The organism is Pontibacter anaerobius (assembly GCF_026241195.1).
In the GTDB taxonomy this organism is placed as follows: domain Bacteria; phylum Bacteroidota; class Bacteroidia; order Cytophagales; family Hymenobacteraceae; genus Pontibacter; species Pontibacter anaerobius.
Window position 1 is genome coordinate 90,397 of the sequence record NZ_JAPFQO010000002.1, and the last position, 22,725, is coordinate 113,121.

16 protein-coding genes and 1 tRNA gene are annotated in these 22,725 nt (G+C 46.9%); 6 read left to right on the forward strand and 11 right to left on the reverse strand.

Translation table 11 applies throughout. The features are described 5' to 3' along the window. Positions 1 to 129: 129 nt before the first annotated feature. From OO017_RS03785 to tatA, 8 genes are all read right to left on the reverse strand, one after another. The gene (locus OO017_RS03785) at positions 130 to 2,388 is read right to left on the reverse strand and encodes a glycoside hydrolase family 20 protein (protein ID WP_266051115.1); all 2,259 of its coding nucleotides are present in this window, start codon (positions 2,386 to 2,388) and stop codon (positions 130 to 132) included. Positions 2,389 to 2,533: 145 nt separating this feature from the next. Then, positions 2,534 to 3,400 (reverse strand): creatininase family protein, encoded by an 867-nt coding sequence (locus OO017_RS03790; RefSeq protein WP_266051116.1) that lies wholly within the window; start codon positions 3,398 to 3,400, stop codon positions 2,534 to 2,536. 225 nt (positions 3,401 to 3,625) lie between these two features. Then, entirely contained in the window at positions 3,626 to 4,420 is a 795-nt protein-coding gene (locus OO017_RS03795) for a DUF4249 domain-containing protein (protein ID WP_266051117.1), read from the reverse strand. 12 nt (positions 4,421 to 4,432) lie between these two features. Then, positions 4,433 to 6,766 carry a TonB-dependent receptor gene (locus tag OO017_RS03800; protein WP_266051118.1) on the reverse strand — a complete coding sequence of 778 codons (2,334 nt, stop codon included), beginning with the start codon at positions 6,764 to 6,766 and terminating at the stop codon, positions 4,433 to 4,435. 492 nt (positions 6,767 to 7,258) lie between these two features. After that, a complete protein-coding gene (locus OO017_RS03805) occupies positions 7,259 to 7,420 on the reverse strand; it encodes a hypothetical protein (protein WP_266051119.1) in 162 nt (53 codons plus the stop codon). 1 nt (position 7,421) lies between these two features. Beyond that, positions 7,422 to 7,601, reverse strand: a complete 180-nt coding sequence (locus OO017_RS03810; protein ID WP_266051120.1) for a hypothetical protein — start codon at positions 7,599 to 7,601, stop codon at positions 7,422 to 7,424. A gap of 470 nt (positions 7,602 to 8,071) precedes the next feature. Continuing rightward, complete coding sequence (locus tag OO017_RS03815) at positions 8,072 to 8,200, reverse strand: hypothetical protein (RefSeq protein WP_266051121.1); 129 nt, start codon at positions 8,198 to 8,200, stop codon at positions 8,072 to 8,074. 260 nt (positions 8,201 to 8,460) lie between these two features. Next, positions 8,461 to 8,685, reverse strand: a complete 225-nt coding sequence (gene tatA / locus OO017_RS03820) for a twin-arginine translocase TatA/TatE family subunit (protein ID WP_266051476.1) — start codon at positions 8,683 to 8,685, stop codon at positions 8,461 to 8,463. On the opposite strand from tatA, the gene OO017_RS03825 reads away from it, so the two are divergent. The 6 genes from OO017_RS03825 to OO017_RS03850 all read left to right on the forward strand — a co-directional run bounded on the left by OO017_RS03825 (position 8,672) and on the right by OO017_RS03850 (position 20,004). Then, positions 8,672 to 8,884: a hypothetical protein gene (locus tag OO017_RS03825; protein ID WP_266051482.1), complete on the forward strand. Its 213-nt coding sequence runs from the start codon at positions 8,672 to 8,674 to the stop codon at positions 8,882 to 8,884. The genes tatA and OO017_RS03825 overlap by 14 nt on opposite strands. 414 nt (positions 8,885 to 9,298) lie before the next feature. After that, on the forward strand, positions 9,299 to 13,006 hold the full coding sequence (locus tag OO017_RS03830) for a cadherin domain-containing protein (protein WP_266051122.1): 3,708 nt from the start codon (positions 9,299 to 9,301) through the stop codon (positions 13,004 to 13,006). A gap of 83 nt (positions 13,007 to 13,089) precedes the next feature. Next, the gene (locus OO017_RS03835) at positions 13,090 to 13,578 is read left to right on the forward strand and encodes a hypothetical protein (protein WP_266051123.1); all 489 of its coding nucleotides are present in this window, start codon (positions 13,090 to 13,092) and stop codon (positions 13,576 to 13,578) included. 166 nt (positions 13,579 to 13,744) lie between these two features. Then, complete coding sequence (locus OO017_RS03840) at positions 13,745 to 16,960, forward strand: SBBP repeat-containing protein (protein ID WP_266051124.1); 3,216 nt, start codon at positions 13,745 to 13,747, stop codon at positions 16,958 to 16,960. 1,135 nt (positions 16,961 to 18,095) lie between these two features. Continuing rightward, positions 18,096 to 18,719, forward strand: a complete 624-nt coding sequence (locus tag OO017_RS03845; RefSeq protein ID WP_266051125.1) for a Crp/Fnr family transcriptional regulator — start codon at positions 18,096 to 18,098, stop codon at positions 18,717 to 18,719. A 166-nt stretch (positions 18,720 to 18,885) separates the two neighbouring features. After that, entirely contained in the window at positions 18,886 to 20,004 is a 1,119-nt protein-coding gene (locus OO017_RS03850) for a serine hydrolase domain-containing protein (protein ID WP_266051126.1), read from the forward strand. A gap of 170 nt (positions 20,005 to 20,174) precedes the next feature. On the opposite strand, the gene OO017_RS03855 is transcribed toward OO017_RS03850, so the two are convergent. The 3 genes from OO017_RS03855 to OO017_RS03865 form a co-directional block, all read right to left on the reverse strand. After that, positions 20,175 to 20,249, reverse strand: a tRNA-Glu gene (locus tag OO017_RS03855). Positions 20,250 to 20,359: 110 nt separating this feature from the next. Continuing rightward, the gene (locus tag OO017_RS03860) at positions 20,360 to 21,250 is read right to left on the reverse strand and encodes a transglutaminase-like domain-containing protein (RefSeq protein WP_266051127.1); all 891 of its coding nucleotides are present in this window, start codon (positions 21,248 to 21,250) and stop codon (positions 20,360 to 20,362) included. A gap of 304 nt (positions 21,251 to 21,554) precedes the next feature. Beyond that, positions 21,555 to 22,667, reverse strand: a complete 1,113-nt coding sequence (locus tag OO017_RS03865) for a hypothetical protein (RefSeq protein ID WP_266051128.1) — start codon at positions 22,665 to 22,667, stop codon at positions 21,555 to 21,557. Positions 22,668 to 22,725: the final 58 nt, after the last annotated feature.

Genomic DNA, 22,725 nt, shown 5'->3' on the forward strand with positions numbered 1-22,725 from the left:
CAAATCAGGAAATTCTGTCTGGTTAAATAATTCAAAAAGCCCTGCAGCTATTGCTGCAGGGCTTTTCTGTGCTCTAAGTATACTTTAACGAAGGACTATAAAATGGAATATGTAAGATTCTTACTTTTTTTAGTTTACCTGTATCTCATCCAGGAATAGCCAGGCTTTTTCGCCCTCGCCCTGCTTGCCTTCAGGAACGCGTTGCTGGTTTCTTACCACTACCTTCACAAAACGTATTGTGGCAGGAGCGAAATCAACTTTTATAATGGCCTTTGAACCCTCTACCTGCGTCACAGTGTTGGCAGTGCCTAGCGGTTTAAAGTTTTCTCCGTCGGCAGACCCGTATACTTCTACAGCCTTTGGCGGGTAAACATAAGTGCCTCCTGCATTTAGGGCATGCACCACCACATGGCTTATCTGCTGTTCAGCACTTAAGTCTATAGTAGCCTCCAGGTCGCTGCCAGAGAAGCCAATCGACTCGTGTGTGCGGCCGCCTTTCTTGTTAAGGATTCCATCCACCAGCGTAAAAGCACCATTGCCCGGGAAGTAGCCAGATGGTTTTTCGTTAAGCGCGATTTGCTTTCCGGTGGCTTTGTTTACGTGCAGCTGTAGTGTCAGGGAGTCTACCAGCGCATTATCCTTATAATACATGCCTCTTACCTGGGCAGATTCTTTCAGCACAAGCGGCGAAGTATAGACTGATTCGGGTTGTTTTCCCTTGATGGCATACTTCAACTCACCCAGGTCGGTTTTGGCGTTTAGCTTAACCATAACACCCTGGTGGTCTGGCGTGGGCGTAATATCCGCTTTTATGTCATAGAAGGCATTGCTGTAGTTGGTATTCCACAGTTCGTAACGTTTGAACTGGGTAAGCAGCCGGCCTTCAAAGTCTTTCCAGTCTTTCTTTTCCGGAGCCGTCCAAAGCACCTCGCTCAGGGCAGTCATTCTCGGGAAGATCTGGTACTCAACCTTTGCCGGTGTTTTCATATACTCAGTCCAAACGTTGCCTTGCGCTCCCAGCACATACTTTGCTTGCGTAGCAGTGAGTTCACTAGGAACAGGGTCGTAGCTGTACGTTTTCTCTACACTTGTATAGCCGCCAATGGTAACAGAGTCTTCCCGCTGACTCTGGGAGTGGTCAAGGTAAAGGTGCGAGCCCGGCGTCATGATCACGTAGTGGTTTTGCTTTGCTGCAGCAATACCTCCTTCTTCGCCGCGCCAGCTCATCACGATCGCGTTCGGGGCCAGGCCGCCCTCCAATATTTCGTCCCACCCTATTATAGTTCTGCCTTTGCTGTTGATATACTTCTCCATGCGCTGGATAAAGTAACTCTGCAGTTCATGTTCGTCTTTCAGGCCTTCCTCTTTAATTCTTTTCTGGCAAAGGGGGCAGGTTTTCCAGTTAGCTTTCGGGCTTTCGTCGCCGCCAACATGTATGTATTTAGACGGGAAAATAGCCAGCACCTCGTCCATTACATCCTGCAGGAAAGTAAAAGTAGAGTCTTTGCCGGCGCAGTATACATCATCAAAAATACCCCAAGTTTGCTCTACCTTGTAAGGCCCAGTGCCTGGGCAACCCAGGTATGGGTAAGCGGTGAGTGCAGCACTGGAATGGCCAGGCATCTCGATCTCCGGCACCACAGTAACATGCCTGTCTGCAGCATACTTTACGATTTCCTTTGCCTCTTCCTGTGTATAGAAGCCGCCATAGCGTTTGTTATCGTTGCCGGTGCCTGGGTAACGACCAATGATGGTGCCATCGCGGTAACCGCCCACTTCTGTAAGTTTCGGATACTTCTTTATCTCCAATCGCCAGCCCTGGTCTTCGGTCAGGTGCCAGTGGAAGTAGTTCATCTTATGCAAGGCCAGGTAATCGATATACTTCTTGATGAATGAAACCGGGAACATATGGCGTGATACATCGAGGTGCATCCCGCGGTACGAAAACCGAGGCGCATCCTGTATCACTACAGCAGGTACTTCCAACGAGGTGCTTTTAGCAACCGGCAGCAACTGAATCAGAGATTGCAGGCCATAAAAAGTGCCGGCATACGTGTCGCCTTCTATGGTAGCACCTTTTTCGGTTATGTTTAAAGTATAGGCATCTTTCTCAGCAGCTTTTGATGGCTTGCGCGTGGAGAGGCGAATGTAGTCTTTCTTCTCCTTTTTATCGATGTCCAGCTTAAAACCATATACTTCCTGCAGGTATTCGTTCAGAAACTCGGCCGCTTTCCTGTCTTCTTTATCTGCTACAGCGATAGTGGTGTTTTGAGTGATCGTAAACTTACCAGGTTTTACCTGCACACTGGCGGGCTTTGGGATAATATGGATGTTCTGAGCTGTGGTTACCTGCGCTATCAGCAGGAGCAGGAATAAAAGTCGTTTCATGTAATTCTTATTTTGAAGAAGCCTAATGTGTATATGGACGTAAGATTTATTTAGTCGGGGTGAAGTATCAGCTGCAGGATAACCTGTAGCAAGTATAAACTCTGCCTTGCAGCCGATTAGTAACCCGCAAGGCAAAGTTCATGTGTTATCTTCCGCCAACTTTGTCAGCCTTGTCGAAGTATTCTTTCTGCAGCTCCAGCGTCTTGGTGTCTGATTTTACAGCTTTCAGCGCTTTCGTTAAGGCTTCCACTTTGTTTTCGGTAAGCAGCTTGCCCAGCTCTTTCGATGCTTTTGCCCCCTCGCCGGCGTAATGGTTCGGGTAGCTGGCATACCACCAGATGCCGGTGTACAGATTCGGAAGCGACGGCAGGCGTTTCTGGTTAACACCGGACTCCTGTGTTGCCCGCTCCTGCTTTACAAGATCGGGGCGCAGGTAGAGCAGGGTCGAGGTTTCGTTCTCGCCACCGTGCTGGTCCCAGGACGGATCAGACTTACGCACTTTATTCACTTTCTCTGTAAAAGCTGGATCTTGAACCGGGTCAAAAAAGTAGACGGCATAGTTTCTCCTTTTCTCTAGTTGCGACTGTACAAAGTAGCGCAGCAACTGTGGATTGCCTCCATGGCCGTTCACGATCACTATCTTATCGAAACCGTTTCTGGCTATTTCCGCCACAGTGGCATCCAGCAGATCCCATACCACCCTGCTTGGCAGCGCAAAAGTGCCAGGTTGCTGCTGTGCCTCAAAAACCTGCCCGTAGAAGTAATCCGGGAATACCACCGCATACTCGTTCTTTGCAGCGCGTGCCGACCACTCCCGAACATGGATTAGGTCGGAGCCCATGGGGGCATGCGGGCCGTGTTTCTCCAGGATACCGATAGGTAGAATACAGGTGCGGTTCGATTTTTCCAGCGCCTTTGGCCAGTCGCTCGCGGTAAGTTCGTCCCAGCGGAACGGAATATCCTGTGCAAAAGCAGTACTGGATAACAAGAGCAGAAGTACAAGTAGTCTCATATGTTGCTTGTTTTTTGATTGTGAGATGTTTACAACATTCAATATAGAAAATATACTCTTGTGCTGCCAGTCTTTTTAGTATTTTGTTAAGCGGGGGTAGTAGTGTAGAAGCGCATTCACTGTAAAAAACTTTGCCAGTGCTTAAAAACCGCTACCGGTATAAAAGAAGAAGCCGGACATTATTAGCTGTCCGGCTTCACCTAATCTGACATTCTTATAAGAAGATTACTCCACAACTGCCTCCACTACAGACACGGCTGAGGCACCGAAATAACCCATGGCACCGTTGCTGATGTTGCCTGGGGCATTAGCCGGCGTGCTTTCGAAAGGGCCACCGGCCGAGTTTTGTTGATTGGCGAGCGCCAGCCAGAACTTGTAGGCCGGCTTATCAATGCCATACATTTCTACCTTTAGCCTGTCTCCTTTTTTCAGGGCAAATCCCATATCAGCGTGGCCGTAGTTTCCATCGTAAAGCTCGTCACTTAATACAGCTAGCTCGTCCGGCTCCAGCATATCGTTAACATAGATGTTCCAGCGGTAATAATTGCCTTTGCCCTGCGGGTCCCGGAAGTGGATGAACGGGTGGTAGCCTTCGTCTTCCTCTTCCATGGCAGTCTGGTACTCAAAGGTAAGGGAGTCTAGTGGTGCAACGGCGGGCATGTAACTTTGTGCGCTATAAACCTCTCCATTTACAGTGGCTTTAAAGTAATAGGTGTAGCCTGCTGTGCCCTGTATTTTGGTGGTCTTGTATAAGCCTTCACCCACTTGCTGCAGTGTGTCTACGGTACCATGATTATCCGACACGATCACAAGCGCCCCGTTTACACTAGGTGCCAGGCCTTCGCTAAGGTAGCCTTTGGTTTGGGAGAGACGCACGGTATAAGGACCGGGCAGGTCTGTAATCAGCCCTTCTACCACCAGCTTCGAGTCCGCGTTTCTCAGTTCATAGTCTATCACTTCTTCGCAGCTTGTAAAAGCCAGCGCCAACATGGCGGTCAGGTATAATATTGCCTTTTTCATCGGATTGCCTGTTTAAAATTTAAAGTTGTAAGTAAGCGAAGGCATCAGGCCGAACAGGTATGTTTTCACGGCCTCTGTTTTGGTGTTGTCCTCCTCATTTTCACGGAAGTATATAGAGAAGGCGTTCTTACGGGCATAGGCGTTGTACACACTCAGGGTCCATCTGCCGCTATACTTCTTAAACTCGTTGTGCGGCTTCTCATAGGTGGCCGACAGATCGAGGCGGTGGTAAGCAGGCAGGCGATAGCCGTTTCGCTCTGAGTAAACCGGGTACGTTTTGCCGTTATACTCGTAGCGGCCTACCGGCATGGTAATGGCTCCGCCGGTGCTGTAGGTCCAGTTAGCCCCGAAGTTTATACCTGGGCTGAACTGGTAAGCCAGCACCAGGTTGCCGGAGTGGCGACGGTCGTGGCGCAACGGGTATGGGTTGCCGTTGTTAATGCCCGGTACTGTGCGCTCCGTCTTTGACAAAGTATAACTAAGCCATCCGGTCAGCAGGCCTTTTTGCTTGCGCAGGTAAAACTCGGCACCATAGGCCTCTCCTGTACCACGCAGCAGCTCTGTTTCCAGGCGCTCGTTCAGGAAGATCTCTGCGTAGTCCTTATAATCTATCTGGTTATCCATCCATTTGTAGTATATTTCCACCGAACCCTCGAACATGTTATCGGCGAAGTTGCGGAAGTAGCCGGCCGCAACCTGATCGGCTAACTGGGGCTTTACATAGGTGCTGCTCGGAATCCATACATCAAAAGGTGTGGCAGAAGTGGAGTTGGATACCTGGTGCAGGTATTGCAGTGTACGGTTGTAAGAAGCTTTCACAGCGCTCACCTCGTTCAGCTCATACTTGGCCGATATACGTGGTTCCAGTCCGCCATACTGCTTTATCTTTTCGAAGCGACCATACTTTAGGGTATCAACCGGCGTCTCAAAAGCATCATCATAGAGATATACTTTACCCGGCCCCATACTTGTGAAGCTGGACAAACGCAGGCCGTAATCCAGTGTGAGCTTTTGCGTAACCCGGTGCTCGTTACTCAGGTAAACAGCCCCTTCCAGGGCGCTGGTAGAGTTCAGCTTCAGCTCATTCACATACGATTTAGCGCCGGGTTTCACTTCGGCAGGCATAAAGTTGTGGTAGGTTACGTGCAGGCCGAACCGTAACTGATTTTTCGGGTTCAGGAAGTAAGTGTAGTCGTTCTTGATGCCGTAATCTTTGATGTGGGATTTCCAGGTAAACTCTGACTCTTCTTCCTTTGAGCCCATGGCGTAATCGAAGTCGGAGAAGATGAAGGTGGTGTTGGAGAATAACCTGTTGTTGAAAAGGTGGTTCCAGCGCATAGTGGCGGTGGCGTTGCCCCAGTCCATCATAAAGCTTTTGGTGGCGGCCACATCACGCCCAAAGTAACCGGACACAAAGAGCCGGTTCTTGTCATTTAAAGTATAGTTTACCTTGGCGTTCAGGTCGTAGAAGTACAGATCATTGCCTTTGATATTCTCATCGTTGCTCAGCCCGAAGAAAATATCGGCATAGGTGCGGCGCCCGGAAAGTATAAAAGAACTTTTGTCTTTGATGATCGGGGCCTCTACCGTCAGGCGGCTGGAGATGGTGCCGATACCGCCGGATACTTCTGCCTTCTGGTTGTTGCCCTCTTTCATGCGGATATCGAGCAGCGAAGAGAGCCTGCCGCCGTGCTGTGACGGAATGCCGCCTTTATACAGCTGCACATCCTTGATGGCATCCGCATTGAAAACCGAGAAGAAGCCCATCAGGTGGGATGCATTGTACACCGGTGCCTCATCGAGCAGGATCAGGTTCTGGTCAGCCCCGCCGCCGCGCACGTAAAATCCGGAGGTTCCTTCCCCGGCATTCTGAACGCCCGGCAGTAACTGAATCGCTTTTACCACGTCTACCTCACCGAGCAGGGCCGGCATGGTCTTTATCTCCGCTACTTGCATTTTAAGGGTGCTCATCTCCATGGAGCGCACGTTGTTGTCTTCTTTGCGGGTGGTAATTTCTACCTCTTTCAGGGCGGTAGCATGCTGTCCTAATCCCACGTCAAGCTTCTGAGTAGTGGTGAGATCCATGGATTTGCTGGCGGTAACGTAGCCCAGGTAGTTAAAAAGCAGTGTGTAGTTTCCCTTTGGCAAGGTGAGGGAGTAAAACCCATATTCGTTGGTGGCTACGCCGGTGCCAGGTAGTTCCTGCACACTCACCGAGGCGCCGATCAGTCCTTCCCCGGAGGCTTCGTCTTTCACGTGGCCGCTCAGGGTTATTTTTTCCTGTGCTACTGCCGCCGTAGAAAGCAAGCAAAGCAGCAGCAAAACAGAAGAAATCAGTCTTTTCATCTTAATTTTATTTTGTAGCTATGTAGTGGTAGTGGTATGAGTTGGCTGCAGAGGCAAAGCAACAGCGCCAGACTAACCAGTGCTCTTCTTCTAAGCTCCTGAGGAAGTCCTTCAGAATTTTAAAAGTATAATCCTGAAGGACTTCCTTTGGAGAGACTTTAGTTGGGGTTATGCCTTTTACTTGATGGTTAAGGAGCCAGGAAGCAAGGGGGTGATGGTTTGCAGATGGCAGACATACTTTTGGAACAGGCGCAATGGGGTTAGCCCTGGCCCGGCTAATACGATTTTTTTCATGGTTTTATTTTTAGTAGGTATTGGGTTGCGTAACGATTTGGAGTCTTCTTTTTACTCCTCCGAAATCGGCCGCAAAAGTAGCGTTTCTCTAAAGGATGAAAAAGAGAACCTCAATATTTAATCATGATATTATATAAACCTGCCAAAAGTATAGATGAAGCCGGCTTTATCCGCGATAGATAAACTCTTGCTGTTCTGCTACTTTCTGCTTTCTGGAAGATCGAGGCTGTTCATCCAGTTTACCATATATTCCACCACATCCGGTGAAAAGGTCTCTTCCAGTTCCTGGTAAGGGTATGGTTTTACAGGTTCCTGCGGACGACGTGCTTTAGAAACAGGAAGCCGGTTTACCTTTTTCATGTTAAGTTGAAAAGTGTAGTTGCTGTTCTGCGCCAGCCCCCCCCAGCAGGGTAGTGGTATCCTGCAAGATGCCTGTATAAGTAGCGTTCAGGGACTTGATCTGAAGCACAACAGTGTCGCCTGTAGTCGAAACCTCCTCTACAGGTATATCAAAAGCTTTCTGGTATAGGCTGTGCACCACGGCTGTAAACAGCTTGACGTTACACCTGATTATCTCGAAAGCGTGTTCATCTGTACATCCATATTCAACGACCGTTTTGCCCAGCCAGATGCCTTGTAGCGGGTAACTTTGCTGTGCAGAGGTTGCAGGAAAGCCACCAGAAGAAATACTGAGAAATAGCGTAGGATCTGCATAGTTACATTTTACTTAGTGGTTGATGGTCAGGCTGGTAGCCTGTTTCATGCTCCAAACATACTATGCTTCTTCCGGCTTGAAAATTCAAATCCGGCAACGTTAGTAGTTGTAGTGTCAACTCGCAGATTTATACTTCACAAATTGTATATCCATACTTTTCCAAGTTCACATAAAAAATCACACAGCTCATCCATTTGGGTATGATGGGGGGAGCGGATTTTTTACTTTTATGAAGCTTAAACCTTTGTTTTAAGCTTAGAGAGTTGGCCAATGCCGTTAGGCTAAGAACATCCGTGTTATATGCTGCTCTTTCGACCCTCCGGGTCCGAAAGCATTCTGCCAGGGACATCTATGTCCACATGGATGTTATCGAAAGGCACCAGGTAACCGTAGCCGGCAGAGCCATACCAGTAGGCCTTACACATCGCGAACAGTTTTTGGCGCGAGCGAATGAAGTATAGTTTTCTTTTTAACAATCATCTTAAGTACAAAATTGGCCTTTCTTTAGTACTTTGGAGTGTGTGAAATTTTTGGACTGAGTTCGAAAATTATTAGTACGAATTTATTAATGCATCACACCACCAGGAACTTTGAAGCTCCTTTTTCTTGCTTCTATCTTTTCTTGCCATGGTGCAATCAGGTGTATTTGTCTGCACCGCCCGCGACTAGCATATGCAGGTGCCACTTAGTGCGGGTTCTGTGAGTCGGTTGGCGTATCGTGCTGCTTGGTAGCCTCAGCAGAGTCTTTTAAATCATTCTTGATTTCCTTTGTGGCGTCCTTAAACTCTCGAATGCCGCGACCTAAGCCTTTTGCTAATTCTGGTATGCGCTTCGCTCCAAAGAGCAGCACGATAGCTAATATGATGAGCACCACTTCTGTACCGCACAGGCCGCCAATGAATAATAAAATTCCTTTTTCTGCTACTGTATTAAATTTTGAGTTGGCAATACAAACGAGCGAGAAACAAATGAAGGGCGTACAAAATTTTTTGGACTCTCCTAAGTCTGTTACCAGATCCAATAAACAACAGAAATTGGCCGGCCCGCTACAAGACAGAAATGGCTATCTCTTTTTAAGAAGAGGAGAGGCTATTGACTTTATTGTTTAAAGCCTATTATGAATTATGATCCTATTTCATATCAGGCTTTATTTTTACTTTGTTTCTGAAAAAGGAATTAAATAAGTAAAGTGATTCATGGATAACTTGCTGTAAATCTTAAAGGTTTAACTTTTTAATAATAGAATACCCCCTCCATATACTAGCATCATTAGAATAGATCAAATATTTTATTATTTGTATATTCTAAATAACACATATATTACATAGAAATTAGTACAATATTATCTCTTTTTCTTAGACAATTTAGAAGGACTGAATGCCTTTAGTAGTAAACTGTGGCATTAGTAGTCCAATGATTACTAATTGGAATAAATAGTTATGATATAGGTTCTTAAGATAGGGAATGTCTGAATAGCGTTTCAAAAATGACTTAACTTTTATTTTATACCTTAACAATAATTTATGCAACAATTTTACTATCAGGTCCTTTTAAAAGGCAAAACAAGCTTAAAGCAAATCATTACTTCTTTATGTTCACATCAGCTAAATTTATGTAAGAGTAACTTCTTATTTCTATGCTGTTTTTTGTTTATAGGCATAGGGAAGAGTATGGGCCAAAGCTCCTTTGCCTGGCAATCTATAAGTGCAAATAGCCCATCATCAGGAAGATCTACTTATCCTTCTGTTGCCATTCACCCAAATGGTGTACCATATGTAGCTTTCATGGATGACATGAACGATGGCAAGGCCACAGTGAAGCGGTTCAATGGCCTTGATTGGTTGCCTGTGGGAGCTGGGGTTATCTCTGACTATATGGCTTATGAAGTTTCAATGTTAATTGATAGGGAAGGTACCCCCTTTGTAGCCTTTGTGGATGTTGCCAACGGTGCCAGAGCAACAGTAAAGAAGTTCGATGGAAAGAACTGGGTTACTGTGGGCGCTGCAGGCTTTTCTGCAGGAAGAGTTACATACCTATCGCTGGCGCTTAATGGCAGCCAGCCCTATGTAGCCTATCAGGATGGGGCAAACGGTAATAAAGCCACCGTTATGGAATTTGACGGAACAAATTGGGTAACGTTAGGGCCTGCCGGTTTCTCAGCGGGTGTTGTAAGAGACGTTTCCTTGGCAACAAGCACTTATACCGGAGCACCACATGTAGTGTACGCTGATGAGAGCAATGGGCTTAAAGCAACGGTGTTGTATTATGGCGGTAACTCATTTGGATGGCTGCGCGCTGGTGCGGAGACCGCTTCTGCCGGTGGAGCAGCATTTACCAGGCTTGCCTTCGGTCCTGATGATCAACCTTATGTGGCTTTTCAGGACTATAGCAATGGGTATAAGGTAACAGTGACGAAGCGAAGCGGATCCAAATGGGTCACAGTAGGGGCGGCGGGTTTCTCTGAGGGGGGAGCAGATGATATCATGTTGAAAATGGATGCTGCTAAAACTCCCTATGTCGCATTCCGCGATCGTGGAAACGGCAGAAAAGCCACTGTAATGAAATTTGAAGGGGCAAACTGGGGACCGGTTGGAGCGGCAGGTTTCTCAGCGGGTGAAGCCTACTCTATATCGATGGACTTTGATAGACAGAATACTCCTTTTGTGGCTTATGAAGATAAGTCAGTCGGATATAGAACTGCCGTGATGGGCTTTACTAGAAAGTATGATGTTGCTCCTCCAGTCATAACAACGCAGCCCCTTGAAGCCAGTATCCAGGCTGGGGGAAATACAAGTCTTAGTGTGGCAGCCTCAGGAGATGGTAACTTAACCTACCAGTGGCAGGTGAGCAAGGATGGGGGTGCCTTTTTCAGTGACGTGCATGATGGAGGAGCTTACAGTGGCGCGACCACTGCCAAGCTGAACTTAACTAAGGTACCTATCTCTGTAAATGGTGACCTTTACCGCGCCAAAGTGAGCAACGGCCCTGGCACATACTCTGCTTTTGCAAAATTAAATGTAACCAAGGGCACCTTTGACAACACACGGGTTTGGCAGGCGCTTGGCAAACTCGACTTTTCGGAAGGTGTTGTGTGGAACACAACTATAGCGCTAGATTCGAAAGGAATGCCTTATGTAGCCTTTAAAGATGAAGAGAATGGTAAGAAGGCTACAGTTATGAAATATAACGGCAATTCTTGGGAAACTGTAGGGAAAGTAGGCTTCACAGGGATAGAAGTTTTCTCTCCTATTTTAGCCTTAGACCCGAATGACAAACCATATATCGTGTATTCTCATCATCCTCTCGGAGAAAAATCTACCATGATGACTTTCAACGGCTCTGACTGGGAAACAGTAGGCCCTGAAGGGTTTGTGAATCAAGGGGTTCAAGCTTTGGATTTTGACCCTACGGGAATACCCCATGTAGTATGCGAAGTGTCAGGTACAAGAAATGTTTTAGTGCTCAGGTACCACAATAGCGTCTGGGAAGAGGTTGGCAACTGGGGGGCGAATTACGATAGAATGGGTGATCGACCTGTTATAGCAATTGACAAGAGCGGCACTATGTACGTGGCTTATATTGATGTGCTGAGCGATAGCAAACTGACAGTGAAGAAACTAGTCAATAACAATTGGGTAGCGGTGGGAGCTATTGGCTTCTCACCGGAGAAAAGTACGGCTATTGCTTTTAAATTAGATAGAGCAGGTAACCCTTATATAGCTTACAAAACGGATCATACAACTGGTTTTAAGCCCTCTGCCATGCGGTATAATGGAACCAGTTGGGAGAGTTTAGGCAAAGTGGGCTTTGCTGAAGGGGAAGTGCTTCATATTACCTTAGACTTTGACGCTACAGGCATGCCGCTTATGGCATACCAAGATGCAAACAGAAATGTAACTGTCATGCGATTTGACGGAGAAGGCTGGAGCCCTGTTGGCAAAGCTGGATTTTCTGATGGGAGAGTGCAGTTTCCAAATTTAGCTACCGACGAGAACGGAATCCCTTATGTCGTGTACCAAGGGCCAAATGGTAAAGCCGTTGTCAAGCGATTTGTGCCTTTCGTAAACTACGCACCAAATGATTTGACACTTTCATCGACTTCCGTGAATGAGAACGTTTATGCAAACAGCGCGGTCGGTAGTTTTAGTTCTGAAGATGCTAATGCAGAAGATACACATACTTATACCTTGATTTCTGGTGAAGGAGACACGGATAATAGCGTGTTCAGCATAAGTGGAAGCGATTTGAAAATGAAGATATCACCTAACTACGAGGTTAAAAAGTCTTACACTATACGTGTAAGAACTGAAGACACAAACGGAGGTAAGTTGGATAAGGCGTTCGTGATCACTATCAACGATGTGAATGAAGCACCTAAAGGGTTAGCGCTAAGCGCCACTTTTATTAATGAGAATAATGTGATAGGACATGTGATTGCTACGCTATCTACACAGGATGAGGATGAAGATGAAAACCACATTTATGAGCTGGTAGACGGGGCAGGAAGTACGGGCAATGCTTTCTTCACAATTGAAGCCAACAAGCTAAGGACAGCTATAGTTTTTGACCGAGAGCAGAAATCTGCCTATAATATTCGAATTCAGGTAAAAGACAAAAGCGGCTTAACTTATTCTACAAGCAGAATAATTGATATCAGAGATGTAAATGAGGCTCCCACTGCGATTGTGTTGAGCAAAGAAGATATCAATGAGAGCAATAAAGTAGGAGCAGTAATAGGTACGCTGAGCGCCAGTGATCAGGATGTTAATGACTTCCATTCCTTCGCCTTTGTAGAAGGAGAGGGTAGCTCTGATAATGGCGCCTTTGTGATCGAAGGCAACACATTAAAAGCCGCTCAAATATTCTACTTTCAACTAAAAGATAAATATAGTATCCGTATTCAAGCGGAAGATAGTAAAGGGTTGACTTACGAAGAGGTTAAAATCATTACGATCAATTATGTAGAGGGAACTGTAACCGGTATCGTGGATGAGAAAAACCAGATGCTGAAGGTATACCCGAACCCGGCCAGCCAGCAACTGTCCATCAGCTTTGACAGAACTATAGAATCTGTCAGTCTGGTCAACAGTCAGGGTGCTACCGTACTAACCCGACAAGGCAGTTCAGACCAAATTAGGCTCAGCCTCGATCCGCTTTCATCCGGCGTTTATACTGTCCTGATTTCCGCTAATGGTAAATTGTATTCCCGCCGTCTAGTGGTGGCAAAGTAAACCAACCAATCAAGGAAGGGAGTGTTCTGCTCCCTTCCTATTTGTTTTTAAAAACCAATACACAATTACTAAACAAAACAAACATGAGTAAGAAAATGAATGTGCGGCAACTGCTGTCACTTTGCCTGCTTTGCGGTATTACGCTTCTGGGTATTGCCTGTAAGAAAGACGATAAGGCAACACCAACTGTGGAGCAAGCAAAAGTAACCGGATTAAGCATGATGTTATCTTCTGATCAGAAGGGTATACAGGATGTGAACGTACTTTTTAAAGACGCTACCGGACTTGGAGGCAAGACTTCTCCCAATGTCATAACATTGGATGCCAATACGATCTATACCGGCACGCTAGCCTTGGAGGATGCGACGCAGAGCCCTGCAAAAGTTGTGACGACAGACTATCAGGTGACTTTTCAGGTAGCTAGTGCGGATGCCACTTTCAGCATGAGCGGACAGGAAGTGCAGATTACCACCAGGGCAGCATCCACGGGCTCAAACGGAATGCTTCATGTGGAGTTGAAGCAAGGCAGCCAGGTACAGAAAGTATCCTTTCCTTTGATGGTTCGGCAGTGAATTGACCTGAAATCATAGGCACTTAACAACGCATGTGAAGTGAGTGTTTGGCTTCACATGCGTTGTTTTGCCAGGGCTATCAAACTGAATGATCTTCTCTTACTTTCTCAGAAAATTTTTATCAGGTTCTATATCCATATTCTATTATAACAAACAAACATTACACATGAATAAACTTTACATATTTATATCTCTCTGCTTGGTTTGGCAGCTGGTAAACATAAACGTGCTGCATGCGCAGGCGCCTGAGGTATTATGGGCTCAGAAATCAACCGGTACAGGAGGACTTGACGTCAAAGAGCAGGGCCGGCAAGTAGCGAATGATGCTGCCGGTAATGCGTATGTCGCTGGGATTTTTGAGAAATCCATTATTATAGGTAATACCACCCTTACAAATCATCGCGGTCAGTATGCTATTTACCTGGCTAAGTATGATGCCGATGGCGTGGTGCAATGGGCAAAGAAGATCGAAACCGGCCTCATGAACATTTCCATGGGGCTGGATGTGGATGCCAGAGGTAACTTGTATCTGATAAGTAGTTTCAATGGTACCGCTGATTTTGAGCAAGTTCAACTGAAAGGCATAGTCGGTGATAACATTTTTGTAGCAAAGTATGACACAGATGGCCAGGTGCAATGGGCGCAACGAGCAGGGACAGCAGAAGGAAATATTGGTTATCAGCACTATGGAAGAGGCATTGCCACAGACCATTCGGGCAATGTATATGTAACTGGCTCATTCAGAGTTTCAATCACTTTTGGCAACACAACACTGACTACTGAGGGCGATCAAGACATCTTCCTGGCCAAATACAATGCTTCAGGCGAGCTGCAATGGGTAAATCAGGCCGGAGGAGATGATATAGATGCAGGCGAAGATATGGCTGTGGATGAAGCGGGCAATATATATGTAACAGGTATTTTTTCCAGTACGGCCACTTTTGGTGATAAAAGTCTCACCAGTACCCAATCTGTGAATGTCTTCTTAGCTAAGTATGATGCGGCGGGTTCTGTGCAATGGGTAAAGCAAAGAGATGGATATAGTAACAATGCAGTTGCTGTGGACGCATCAGGTAACTCCTACATCACAGGCAATAAGTCTCTTGCAAAGTATGATGCCACCGGTGAATTGCAATGGAATAAGGAGATGAACAATATAAACCTTGGGGGTGGGACTAATAACCAAGGTGGAATTGATATCGCTCTTGATGATTCAGGAAACGCCTATGTAGCGGGTCTCTATGCTGGTCCTGCTGCGTTTGGTAGTACTACACTGAATACTTACGGCAGCTATGATGCTTTTGTGGCCAAATATAGTCCTGACGGAAGCGTGCTGTGGGCTAGAAGAGCTGGAGGAACAAAAGATGACAGAGCGCATGGGATATCAGTTGACGCTTCAGGTAATGCTTATGTAGTTGGTTTCTTTCAGGAAAAAAGCTCGTTTGGGAATAGCTCCCTAACGAGCAGCGGAGTCTACGATGCGTTTTTAGTGAAATACAATACCTCAGGCACAGCGCAATGGTCACAAAATCCAAAAGGACTGGTGCAGGAAGGAGTTGGCAACAGCACTGTTGTTGACGATTACGGTAATGTGTATGTAACAGGCACATTTATGGGCTCAGCCAGCTTCGGCGATCATGACGAGGTGGTTGGCGGCGGGCAGGATATTTTTATCGCCAAATACAGTGCTGCAGGAGCACTCCTGTGGGTGCAAAGAGCAGGAGGGCCTGAAAGTGATTATGTCAGATCATTAGCCTTAGATAAATCAGGGAATGTATACATAACAGGTTATTTTTCCGGTTCAGCCTCTTTTGGTGACACCACTATAACCGTACTGAACAAAGAAATGTGGAGCATCTCTGCGTTTATAGCAAAGTATGACGCATGGGGCAATGTGCAGTGGGTCAGGCAGTATGGTGGAACAAAAATTTCTGCGGCTGGAATGTCGATTACACTGGATGACGATGATAATCTTTACTTGGCAGGTATGTTTACTGGTACAATTCAAATAGGCAGTACCTCCTTAACTACCAATGGTAATTATGATGTAATGGTAGCCAAGTTTGATGCGGAAGGAGAGTTGCTGTGGGCGAAGAGAGCTGGGGGAACTCATTTAGATTACAGCCATAATATTAAAGTGGATAAGGCAGGCAACGTTTATCTGCTAGGCAATTTCAGGGAAGCAGCTACTTTCGATGATATCACCTTGACAGGTAGTGGTAACTACTCCTACACATTTATAGCAAAATATGATGCCTTCGGCAAAGTGCAGTGGGCCAAGAAAGGAGAAGTGGCCAATCCTGATTATAAGGGGGATATTGCAATAGACGAAACGGGTAATTTAGTAGTAGTAGGAAACTTCGGAGGGTCTGAATTTTTTGGAGATATATTACTCCGGGGTAAGGGCTATAGCGACATTTACATAGCCAAATATACGCCTACTGGCGATGTGCTTTGGGCGAAGGGTATTGGAGCTGAAGGCACGGATAAAGGCCTTGGAGTTACCTTAGATGACGCAGGCAACGTGTATGTTACAGGTATGTATGAGGAAACAGCTACATTTGGTAGTAGTACTCTAATAAGCAAAGGCAGCCTGGATATTTTTATTGCAAAGTTTGACGCCTCAGGCACACTTCTATGGGCGAAGAGCGCTGGAGGTGCACAAGCTGATCAAGGCAATGGGATCGCGGTAGACGGCATAGGAAACTTGTATGTAACAGGTTACTTCAGAGGGGATGCTACTTTTGATAATATCACGCTCTCATCTTTTGGCAGGGAGATGGTTGTACTTAAGATCGGTGAGGCCGTAGATGCAAGCAACGCCCCGTCAGGTATTACCTTAAATGGAAACTCTATAGACGAGAACAACGAGGAAGGAGTCTTAATCGGTACTTTCCATAGTGCTGATCCAGCAAACAGCATGCGTTTTACCTATACTTTTGCGGCAGGAGAGGGAGACACCGACAATGGCGCATTCAAAATTGAAGGAAATGAATTGAAGGCTAAGCAGGTGTTTGACTACGAGACGAAAAATAGCTTCAGCATTCGTGTTCAGGTGATAAATATCTGGGGGCTGACCTACGAAACTGTGAAAACGATTACTATCAATAATGTAGAGGAAACAGTAACAGGTATAGCAGATGAGAAAAATGAGTTGCTGAAGGTATTCCCGAATCCGGCCAACCAAAAGTTATTCATCAGCTTAGACAGAACCATAGAGGATGTTAAACTTGTAAGCAGCCTGGGTGCTACTGTTTTGACAAAGCGAGGAGGTGCAGAGCAAATTACCCTTCACCTTGAATCACTTCCTTCCGGGATATACACTGTAGTGATTTCTTCCAAAGGCAGGGTATACGCTCGCCGGATTGTGGTGGTGAGGTAAACAAACAGCATTGAGTTAAACTAAAGGTGTGTTTACCTAGGTACCGGAGGAGACACACCTTTAGTTTTTATAAGAGTTTAGTAAATGGAATGTATGCTGTACCTGCATGCAATGCGGCCGTAGATTCTTGCTACAGGCTCTACTTCATTTGTTGTAATAGTTCTGCATATCTTATGGGGCAGTAACAATTTGTTAGGTCTAGCCGCTAAGGCAAAAGTGTGAAACAGATACTTATTTAGCGTCCGAAGTGCATAAAAAAAGGCCTTCAGCTTACGCTAAAGGCCTTTCGTGTAGACCCAAGGATGGAGTTATCGAACCTTATCCACATGGATTTGGCTAATGTAAGAGAGTGCCTTGAAAAATTATCTACTGTTTTAGAACTATAACCTTAGCTCCTCGACATCCTGGGGAATAAGTAGATTACCCTCCCCAACAGCTGCATAGTTAGCCTGTTTTTCCAACAAGTTTCCTGTGGTGCCGGACTTGCGCCATTTTCAGTTACCCAATTTTATGTTTGTAAAAGGAAGCCGATACCTGAGCCTTCCAGAGCGCCACCCCCAGATATACCTAGCTAATGCCTTCAGCCATGAGAAGGAGATTAGCTATGGCTGAAGCTGTGTGATTAGCTGCCAAGTCCCTTTCCAAATATGTTGAAGAGCAAAACCGAAGAAAGGCTTCCCAAAAAGGAGAACAGGCCGATGGAGCTTAACGGCTTGCCCAGGGAGGCGTGCTCCTTGCTTCTTGTCAAAACTATTCTTGCCGTGAGCAACCCCGTAAAGAACAGCAGCAGGTGGTTATCAGAGAAGGAGGGTGGTACATGTTTTTCAAGACACCTTCCCAAAGCTCCCACACCCAACGAAAACTGTAGAGGCAACCGGCTCTGATGGCTGCAAAGCCATCCAAAGATCTAGGGCTTCTTTTAATAGTGACTGCTTCTTTCCGCATAGCAATTTAGTACCTGCTTATATAGGATATAACATAGGATTTTTTAGAATATTAAACAATGCTTAAGCATAGACAACGTTATAAAGCTTGACGCCCACACTCTCCATAGGTTTTTGAAAGGTATGGCTAAGAAGAAGTCTTATTAGCGAGTCTTTTGGTAGTTGTAGGTTAGAGGTAATTTCTTATTTTTATGGCAGCTAATTTTTTCAACGATCAACTCACTCAAGTGGCCACTCCCGAAGAGCTAACGGCGCTGCACCAGACAGTGCTCAGGTACAGCGAGGTATCCAGGGCTTCCCTTGACAGGTTGACCGAAAGGTGTCAGGTGCACAGGGTAGCTCACGCACAGCACCTTATCCAGGAGAACACTCGGGAGAGGCACGAGTATTTTCTTGTGGAAGGCATAGCCCATCGCTACAACATCACCGAGAGCGGCGCAAAGGTCACCACAGGCTTTTACTTCCCCCGGACCACGCTTACGCCCCACTTCGCCAGGACAAGCAGGGATGCCAGCCTGTTTGCCGTTCAGGCCATCACAGACGTGACTGTTTTCAAAGTTGAGGTGGGTGATATGGACCAATTGAGGGGCGCCTGTGCCGACCTTCGTCTCTTTGGCGAGCGCGTGGTGGAAGAGGAACTATCCAGGGTGTTGCAGTATGAGGTTGCCTTCCGCAGCATGTCGGCAAGGGAGCGGCTGACTATGGTACGGGAAAATTACCCGGCCATAGAGAACATGGTTCCGCACACGGTGCTAGCGTCGTTTCTGGGTATAACCCCAGTGTCTTTCAGCCGGCTTCGGGCCCAGATATACTGACTCTCTATTTCTTATCAATTGATAAGTCGTTTCCGCTTATCTTCAAAGACATTTGTCTCTGTAAGAATACTTTGGCTTTAGTCTGCCTTTGATGACAGTCAAGGGCTTAGAAATAGCCTGTACAGTATGTGAAGATGAAGAGCCGTGCGGTCAAATGAAAAATGTTATGATAGCATCAACAGTGGCCTTACTTGCCTGCTCCCCGGGGGCACGGCAAAAGGCAGAGCAAGTGCTGCTAAACGAGTTGGAAAGGGGAGGCAGCCCCTCCGTGCAGTACTTTGTCTTTAACCGGCGGGAGGTGCTCTATACTTTCAGGCAGGGAATGGCAAGTATTGAAGCGCAGCAACCGGCGGCGAGCCGGACAAGCTATAACCTTTACTCCATCACCAAAACGGTGACGGCTCTGGCCGTGCTCAGGCTGGCGGAACAGGGGCGGGTGAGGCTGGACGCGCCGGTAAAGGAGTATTTGCCCAGTACCCCTCTTCCCGCTGAGGTTACCGTGAGGCATCTTTTGTCCCACACTTCCGGTATTTCGGATCCAATCCCGCTTAGCTGGATTCACCTGGCATCTGCGCATAAGCGCTTCAGGGCAGATGATTTCTTCCAGCCGATACTTCTCTCGAGGTCCGAACCAAAGTTCCGGTCAGGCGAGAAGTTCCGCTACTCTAACCTGGGCTACCTCGTGCTGGGGCAGCTGATAGGTTCTGTGTCTGGAATGACGTACGAGGAGTATGTGAAAAGGCACGTCCTCGAAAGGCTGGCAATCGCACCCGAGGCATTGAGCTTCTGGATTCAGGGCAGCGGCAGGCATGCCACCGGGTACCACAGGCGCTGGTCCTTTAGTAGTTTGCTTCTTTCCCTGTTTCTTGACAAAGAGCAGTACATGGGCAAAGCAGTCGGGGCGTGGAGACCTTTCAGGCCACTTTACGTGAACGGGGCAGCATATGGCGGCTTGGTAGGCACACCTGAGGGGCTGATCCGTTATCTGCAGGAGTACCTTAGGCCGGAGAGCCAGATAATCACAACTGCCACCAAAGAGCAACTGTTTACGGAGACAGAGGATGCTTCGGGAAAGCCGACTGGCATGTGCCTGTCCTGGTTTACCGGCACGCTCAACGGCGTGCGCTACTATACCCACGCAGGCGGCGGTGGCGGGTACTACGTGGAGGTGAGGCTGTACCCGGAGCAGGGGCTGGGAACGCTTGTCATGTTCAACAGAACAGGTATGCGGGATGAGCGTTTTCTAGATAGGGTGGACACGTTCTTCCTTTCTAAAGCTAATTAAGGCACCTCTTGCCTCCCAACAAACAGGTAGATAGTTGCTACTAGTGAATTCTCTCCTTTTGTTTACGGGGTAATGCTTGGCGTATAACTTAGAAGCTGCAGTTAAACCGAAGGGGAAATTTATCGAACCAAAAAAGCCGCTCCATTTGACGTGGAGCGGCTTTTTTACTATGGTAGCCCGTAGGGGAATCGAACCCCTGTTACCAGAATGAAAATCTGGCGTCCTAACCCCTAGACGAACGGGCCGTTCTGTCTGATTGTGGTGCAAATATAGCGGGTGTTTTTTTATCCGCAATAGGCTTACATTAAAAAAGTTTGCTTTTGAGCGAAAATAGCTGAATTCCAGTAGAATAATTTTACTTCTCAAAAGAGATAACACTGTAAAGCTCTGGCTCCAGGAAAGGCCCCCCAGGGTGTTCGGCTGTATAATCGAAGTTCATCCAGAGATCTTCACCAGTTTCATGGAAGTGGATCTTGCCGCCCGCTACCTCGTCCGGGAAAAGTGTGCGCACGGCATAACTAACCTTCTCCAGGTCATCGACATGGCCCAGCTTAACCTCTGTGTACATATGATTTGGGGAGATAACCACGCGAGCCTCGCCACCGATAGACATGATAGCCGATGCCATCAGGATAGAGTAATCGTCGCAGTCACCGGCTAGCAACTGCATACTTTCGGTAGGAGGGGAGTAATAGTCCATTCCAAGCGGGTCGTTTACGTATCTCCAGCTCTGGCGGATGTGCTTGAAGAGCGAGAAATAACGTGTTAGCTTCCCGAATTTACGGTAATATTCGTCATGGAAGTAGCGGGTAGAGTTCTCTACGGCAAAAGCCCGTACGTTTGGGTGTGTTGGTTGCATAGCGCTTTTTACACGCTGGTTCTGAAAGTAGGTGCCACGCACAGGCTTAAAGTACGACACCTTATGCGGGTTGCTTGTCATGTTCACCAGCATGGCGTTGTAGTCATCATACATCCCTTCAAAGGTTTGCGCTTTAAAAGTGCTGTTAAACGCAAACATGCCCAGTATGCCAATAAACATCAACACGATCAGTTTACGGCTATACTTTGTTACGATCACAGAAGTCGCGGCTGCGGCCATCAGGCACAACAGGAAATGCAGCTCATAGTCCATAGAGCCATAGGGTTCGATGTAGAAGCTCAACAACACGGCCATCGGGAAGACAATGATGATCTGGATGAACCGCACTGCAAAGTTCAGAAGGTTGTGGTGTAGGTAGTGCGTCATGTTTATCCTTTTTAAAGATATGAAGGCTTCAGGAAATGAGAGAAAAATACGGCTAACGCCTTACTCTCTACTCAACTAACGCAAAATCCAGGCCTTTTTACTCCATCCTAAGCGTAAATTTTTGGCTTTTTTTCACGCCTCTTAATTCCTGTTCCTGATATATACTATTTCATGATATTAAAGCGCCTGCAAATCAGTTATTTATACTTTGCGGAGGTCTGTTTATACTTTCAAACAACACAAATGTATTGATCTGCTGTACAAAAAAATATGACCCATATCATACTTTTCAGGCTATGCCCGGCTACTGGTACTGTATGTACATAGGGCTTGGCGTCAGCGCTATAACCTCTTCCGGCGTCATCAGGCGGGAGCTGTTCTTCAGGTCGTTTTTATAGAATAGCTTAAATCCGGTGAACTGCACCGGCTCATTTTTAATGTAACGTCGATACGTGTCTTTTTTCAAAGCTGGGGCTCCCCATCCATCCATGTGCATCACTATCTGTGTTTCCGGCCTTAGCTCGATGTGCTCATAGTTCGTGATCATGCGCTGCGTGAAGCGGTGCACGATCAGTAGCTTTGGTGGTATGCCATTCTGATTAACCAGGCTGGAGAGGTACTCTGTCGCATAATTGATGTCTGCTGCGTCAAAAGTGCCGATACTGCGGCCCGGAACATTGCCATCTTTCATCGAGAACTCGGCATCTATACCGAGGTGTACGTTAGGCATTTTCAGGTACTTCTCCAGCTGCGGCAGTTCTTCCTGCAGGGTGCTGTGGCCAACCTGCACATCCAGAAACACAAGGGCGTCGCGCTGTTTTGCCAGCTCCAAAACCTCATCTATCATCTTATGCGTCATCCGCAGCCTATACTTGCCCCCTGCACTTGGATGTCCCTGTGCCGTAACCACAATGGCGTGCAGGGCAGGCTGAACGGGCGTCAGAGAATCTGCTTTGCTCCATTTAGCTACTTCCTCATCCAGTTTGGAAAGCATTTGTTCGGGGGCTAACTCACCCAGAATACCCATGCGCCTGGAGAGCAGGTTGCCGTAAAATGCAATGATGCGCTTGCCGGGAAGTATGGCGCCAGGTAAAGGTTTGGGCCCGGGGTAATTCCATTCAAGGGCTCTAGAAGCTGTATGTTCCGTTTCGATCGCAGTTTCTGGAGCTACGGCTGTAGCTGGGGCAGACGTTAGCGAATCTTGCTGTGTTGCAGCTACTGTAGCAGCTTCTGAGGGTAAGGCATTCGCATTAGCTTCCTGCTCCTGCATGCAGGAAGTATGGAGCAGCAGCGCACAAAGCAGGGCAGCACCGGAAGTATAACGAATAAAAGGGGAAGCGGTAGGTCTTGCTTTCGGAAATAAGGTTTTAGCGGCGCGTGAGAAGGGAGACACACGCATCATTCGGCACAGATTCATCAACTCGCGTTTTAAATGTATAAGAGAGCCTTAAATTATACATTTTCCTGATATTTAT

Coding starts and splice junctions, on each gene's coding strand:
- OO017_RS03785 (WP_266051115.1), bottom strand. CDS start 2,388: ATGAAACGACTTTTATTCCTGCTCCTGCTGATAGCGCAGGTAACCACA.
- OO017_RS03790 (WP_266051116.1), bottom strand. CDS start 3,400: ATGAGACTACTTGTACTTCTGCTCTTGTTATCCAGTACTGCTTTTGCA.
- OO017_RS03795 (WP_266051117.1), bottom strand. CDS start 4,420: ATGAAAAAGGCAATATTATACCTGACCGCCATGTTGGCGCTGGCTTTT.
- OO017_RS03800 (WP_266051118.1), bottom strand. CDS start 6,766: ATGAAAAGACTGATTTCTTCTGTTTTGCTGCTGCTTTGCTTGCTTTCT.
- OO017_RS03805 (WP_266051119.1), bottom strand. CDS start 7,420: ATGAAAAAGGTAAACCGGCTTCCTGTTTCTAAAGCACGTCGTCCGCAG.
- OO017_RS03815 (WP_266051121.1), bottom strand. CDS start 8,200: ATGTGTAAGGCCTACTGGTATGGCTCTGCCGGCTACGGTTACCTGGTG.
- OO017_RS03825 (WP_266051482.1), top strand. CDS start 8,672: ATGAATAATAAAATTCCTTTTTCTGCTACTGTATTAAATTTTGAGTTG.
- OO017_RS03830 (WP_266051122.1), top strand. CDS start 9,299: ATGCAACAATTTTACTATCAGGTCCTTTTAAAAGGCAAAACAAGCTTA.
- OO017_RS03835 (WP_266051123.1), top strand. CDS start 13,090: ATGAGTAAGAAAATGAATGTGCGGCAACTGCTGTCACTTTGCCTGCTT.
- OO017_RS03840 (WP_266051124.1), top strand. CDS start 13,745: ATGAATAAACTTTACATATTTATATCTCTCTGCTTGGTTTGGCAGCTG.
- OO017_RS03845 (WP_266051125.1), top strand. CDS start 18,096: ATGGCAGCTAATTTTTTCAACGATCAACTCACTCAAGTGGCCACTCCC.
- OO017_RS03850 (WP_266051126.1), top strand. CDS start 18,886: ATGATAGCATCAACAGTGGCCTTACTTGCCTGCTCCCCGGGGGCACGG.
- OO017_RS03860 (WP_266051127.1), bottom strand. CDS start 21,250: ATGACGCACTACCTACACCACAACCTTCTGAACTTTGCAGTGCGGTTC.
- OO017_RS03865 (WP_266051128.1), bottom strand. CDS start 22,667: ATGAATCTGTGCCGAATGATGCGTGTGTCTCCCTTCTCACGCGCCGCT.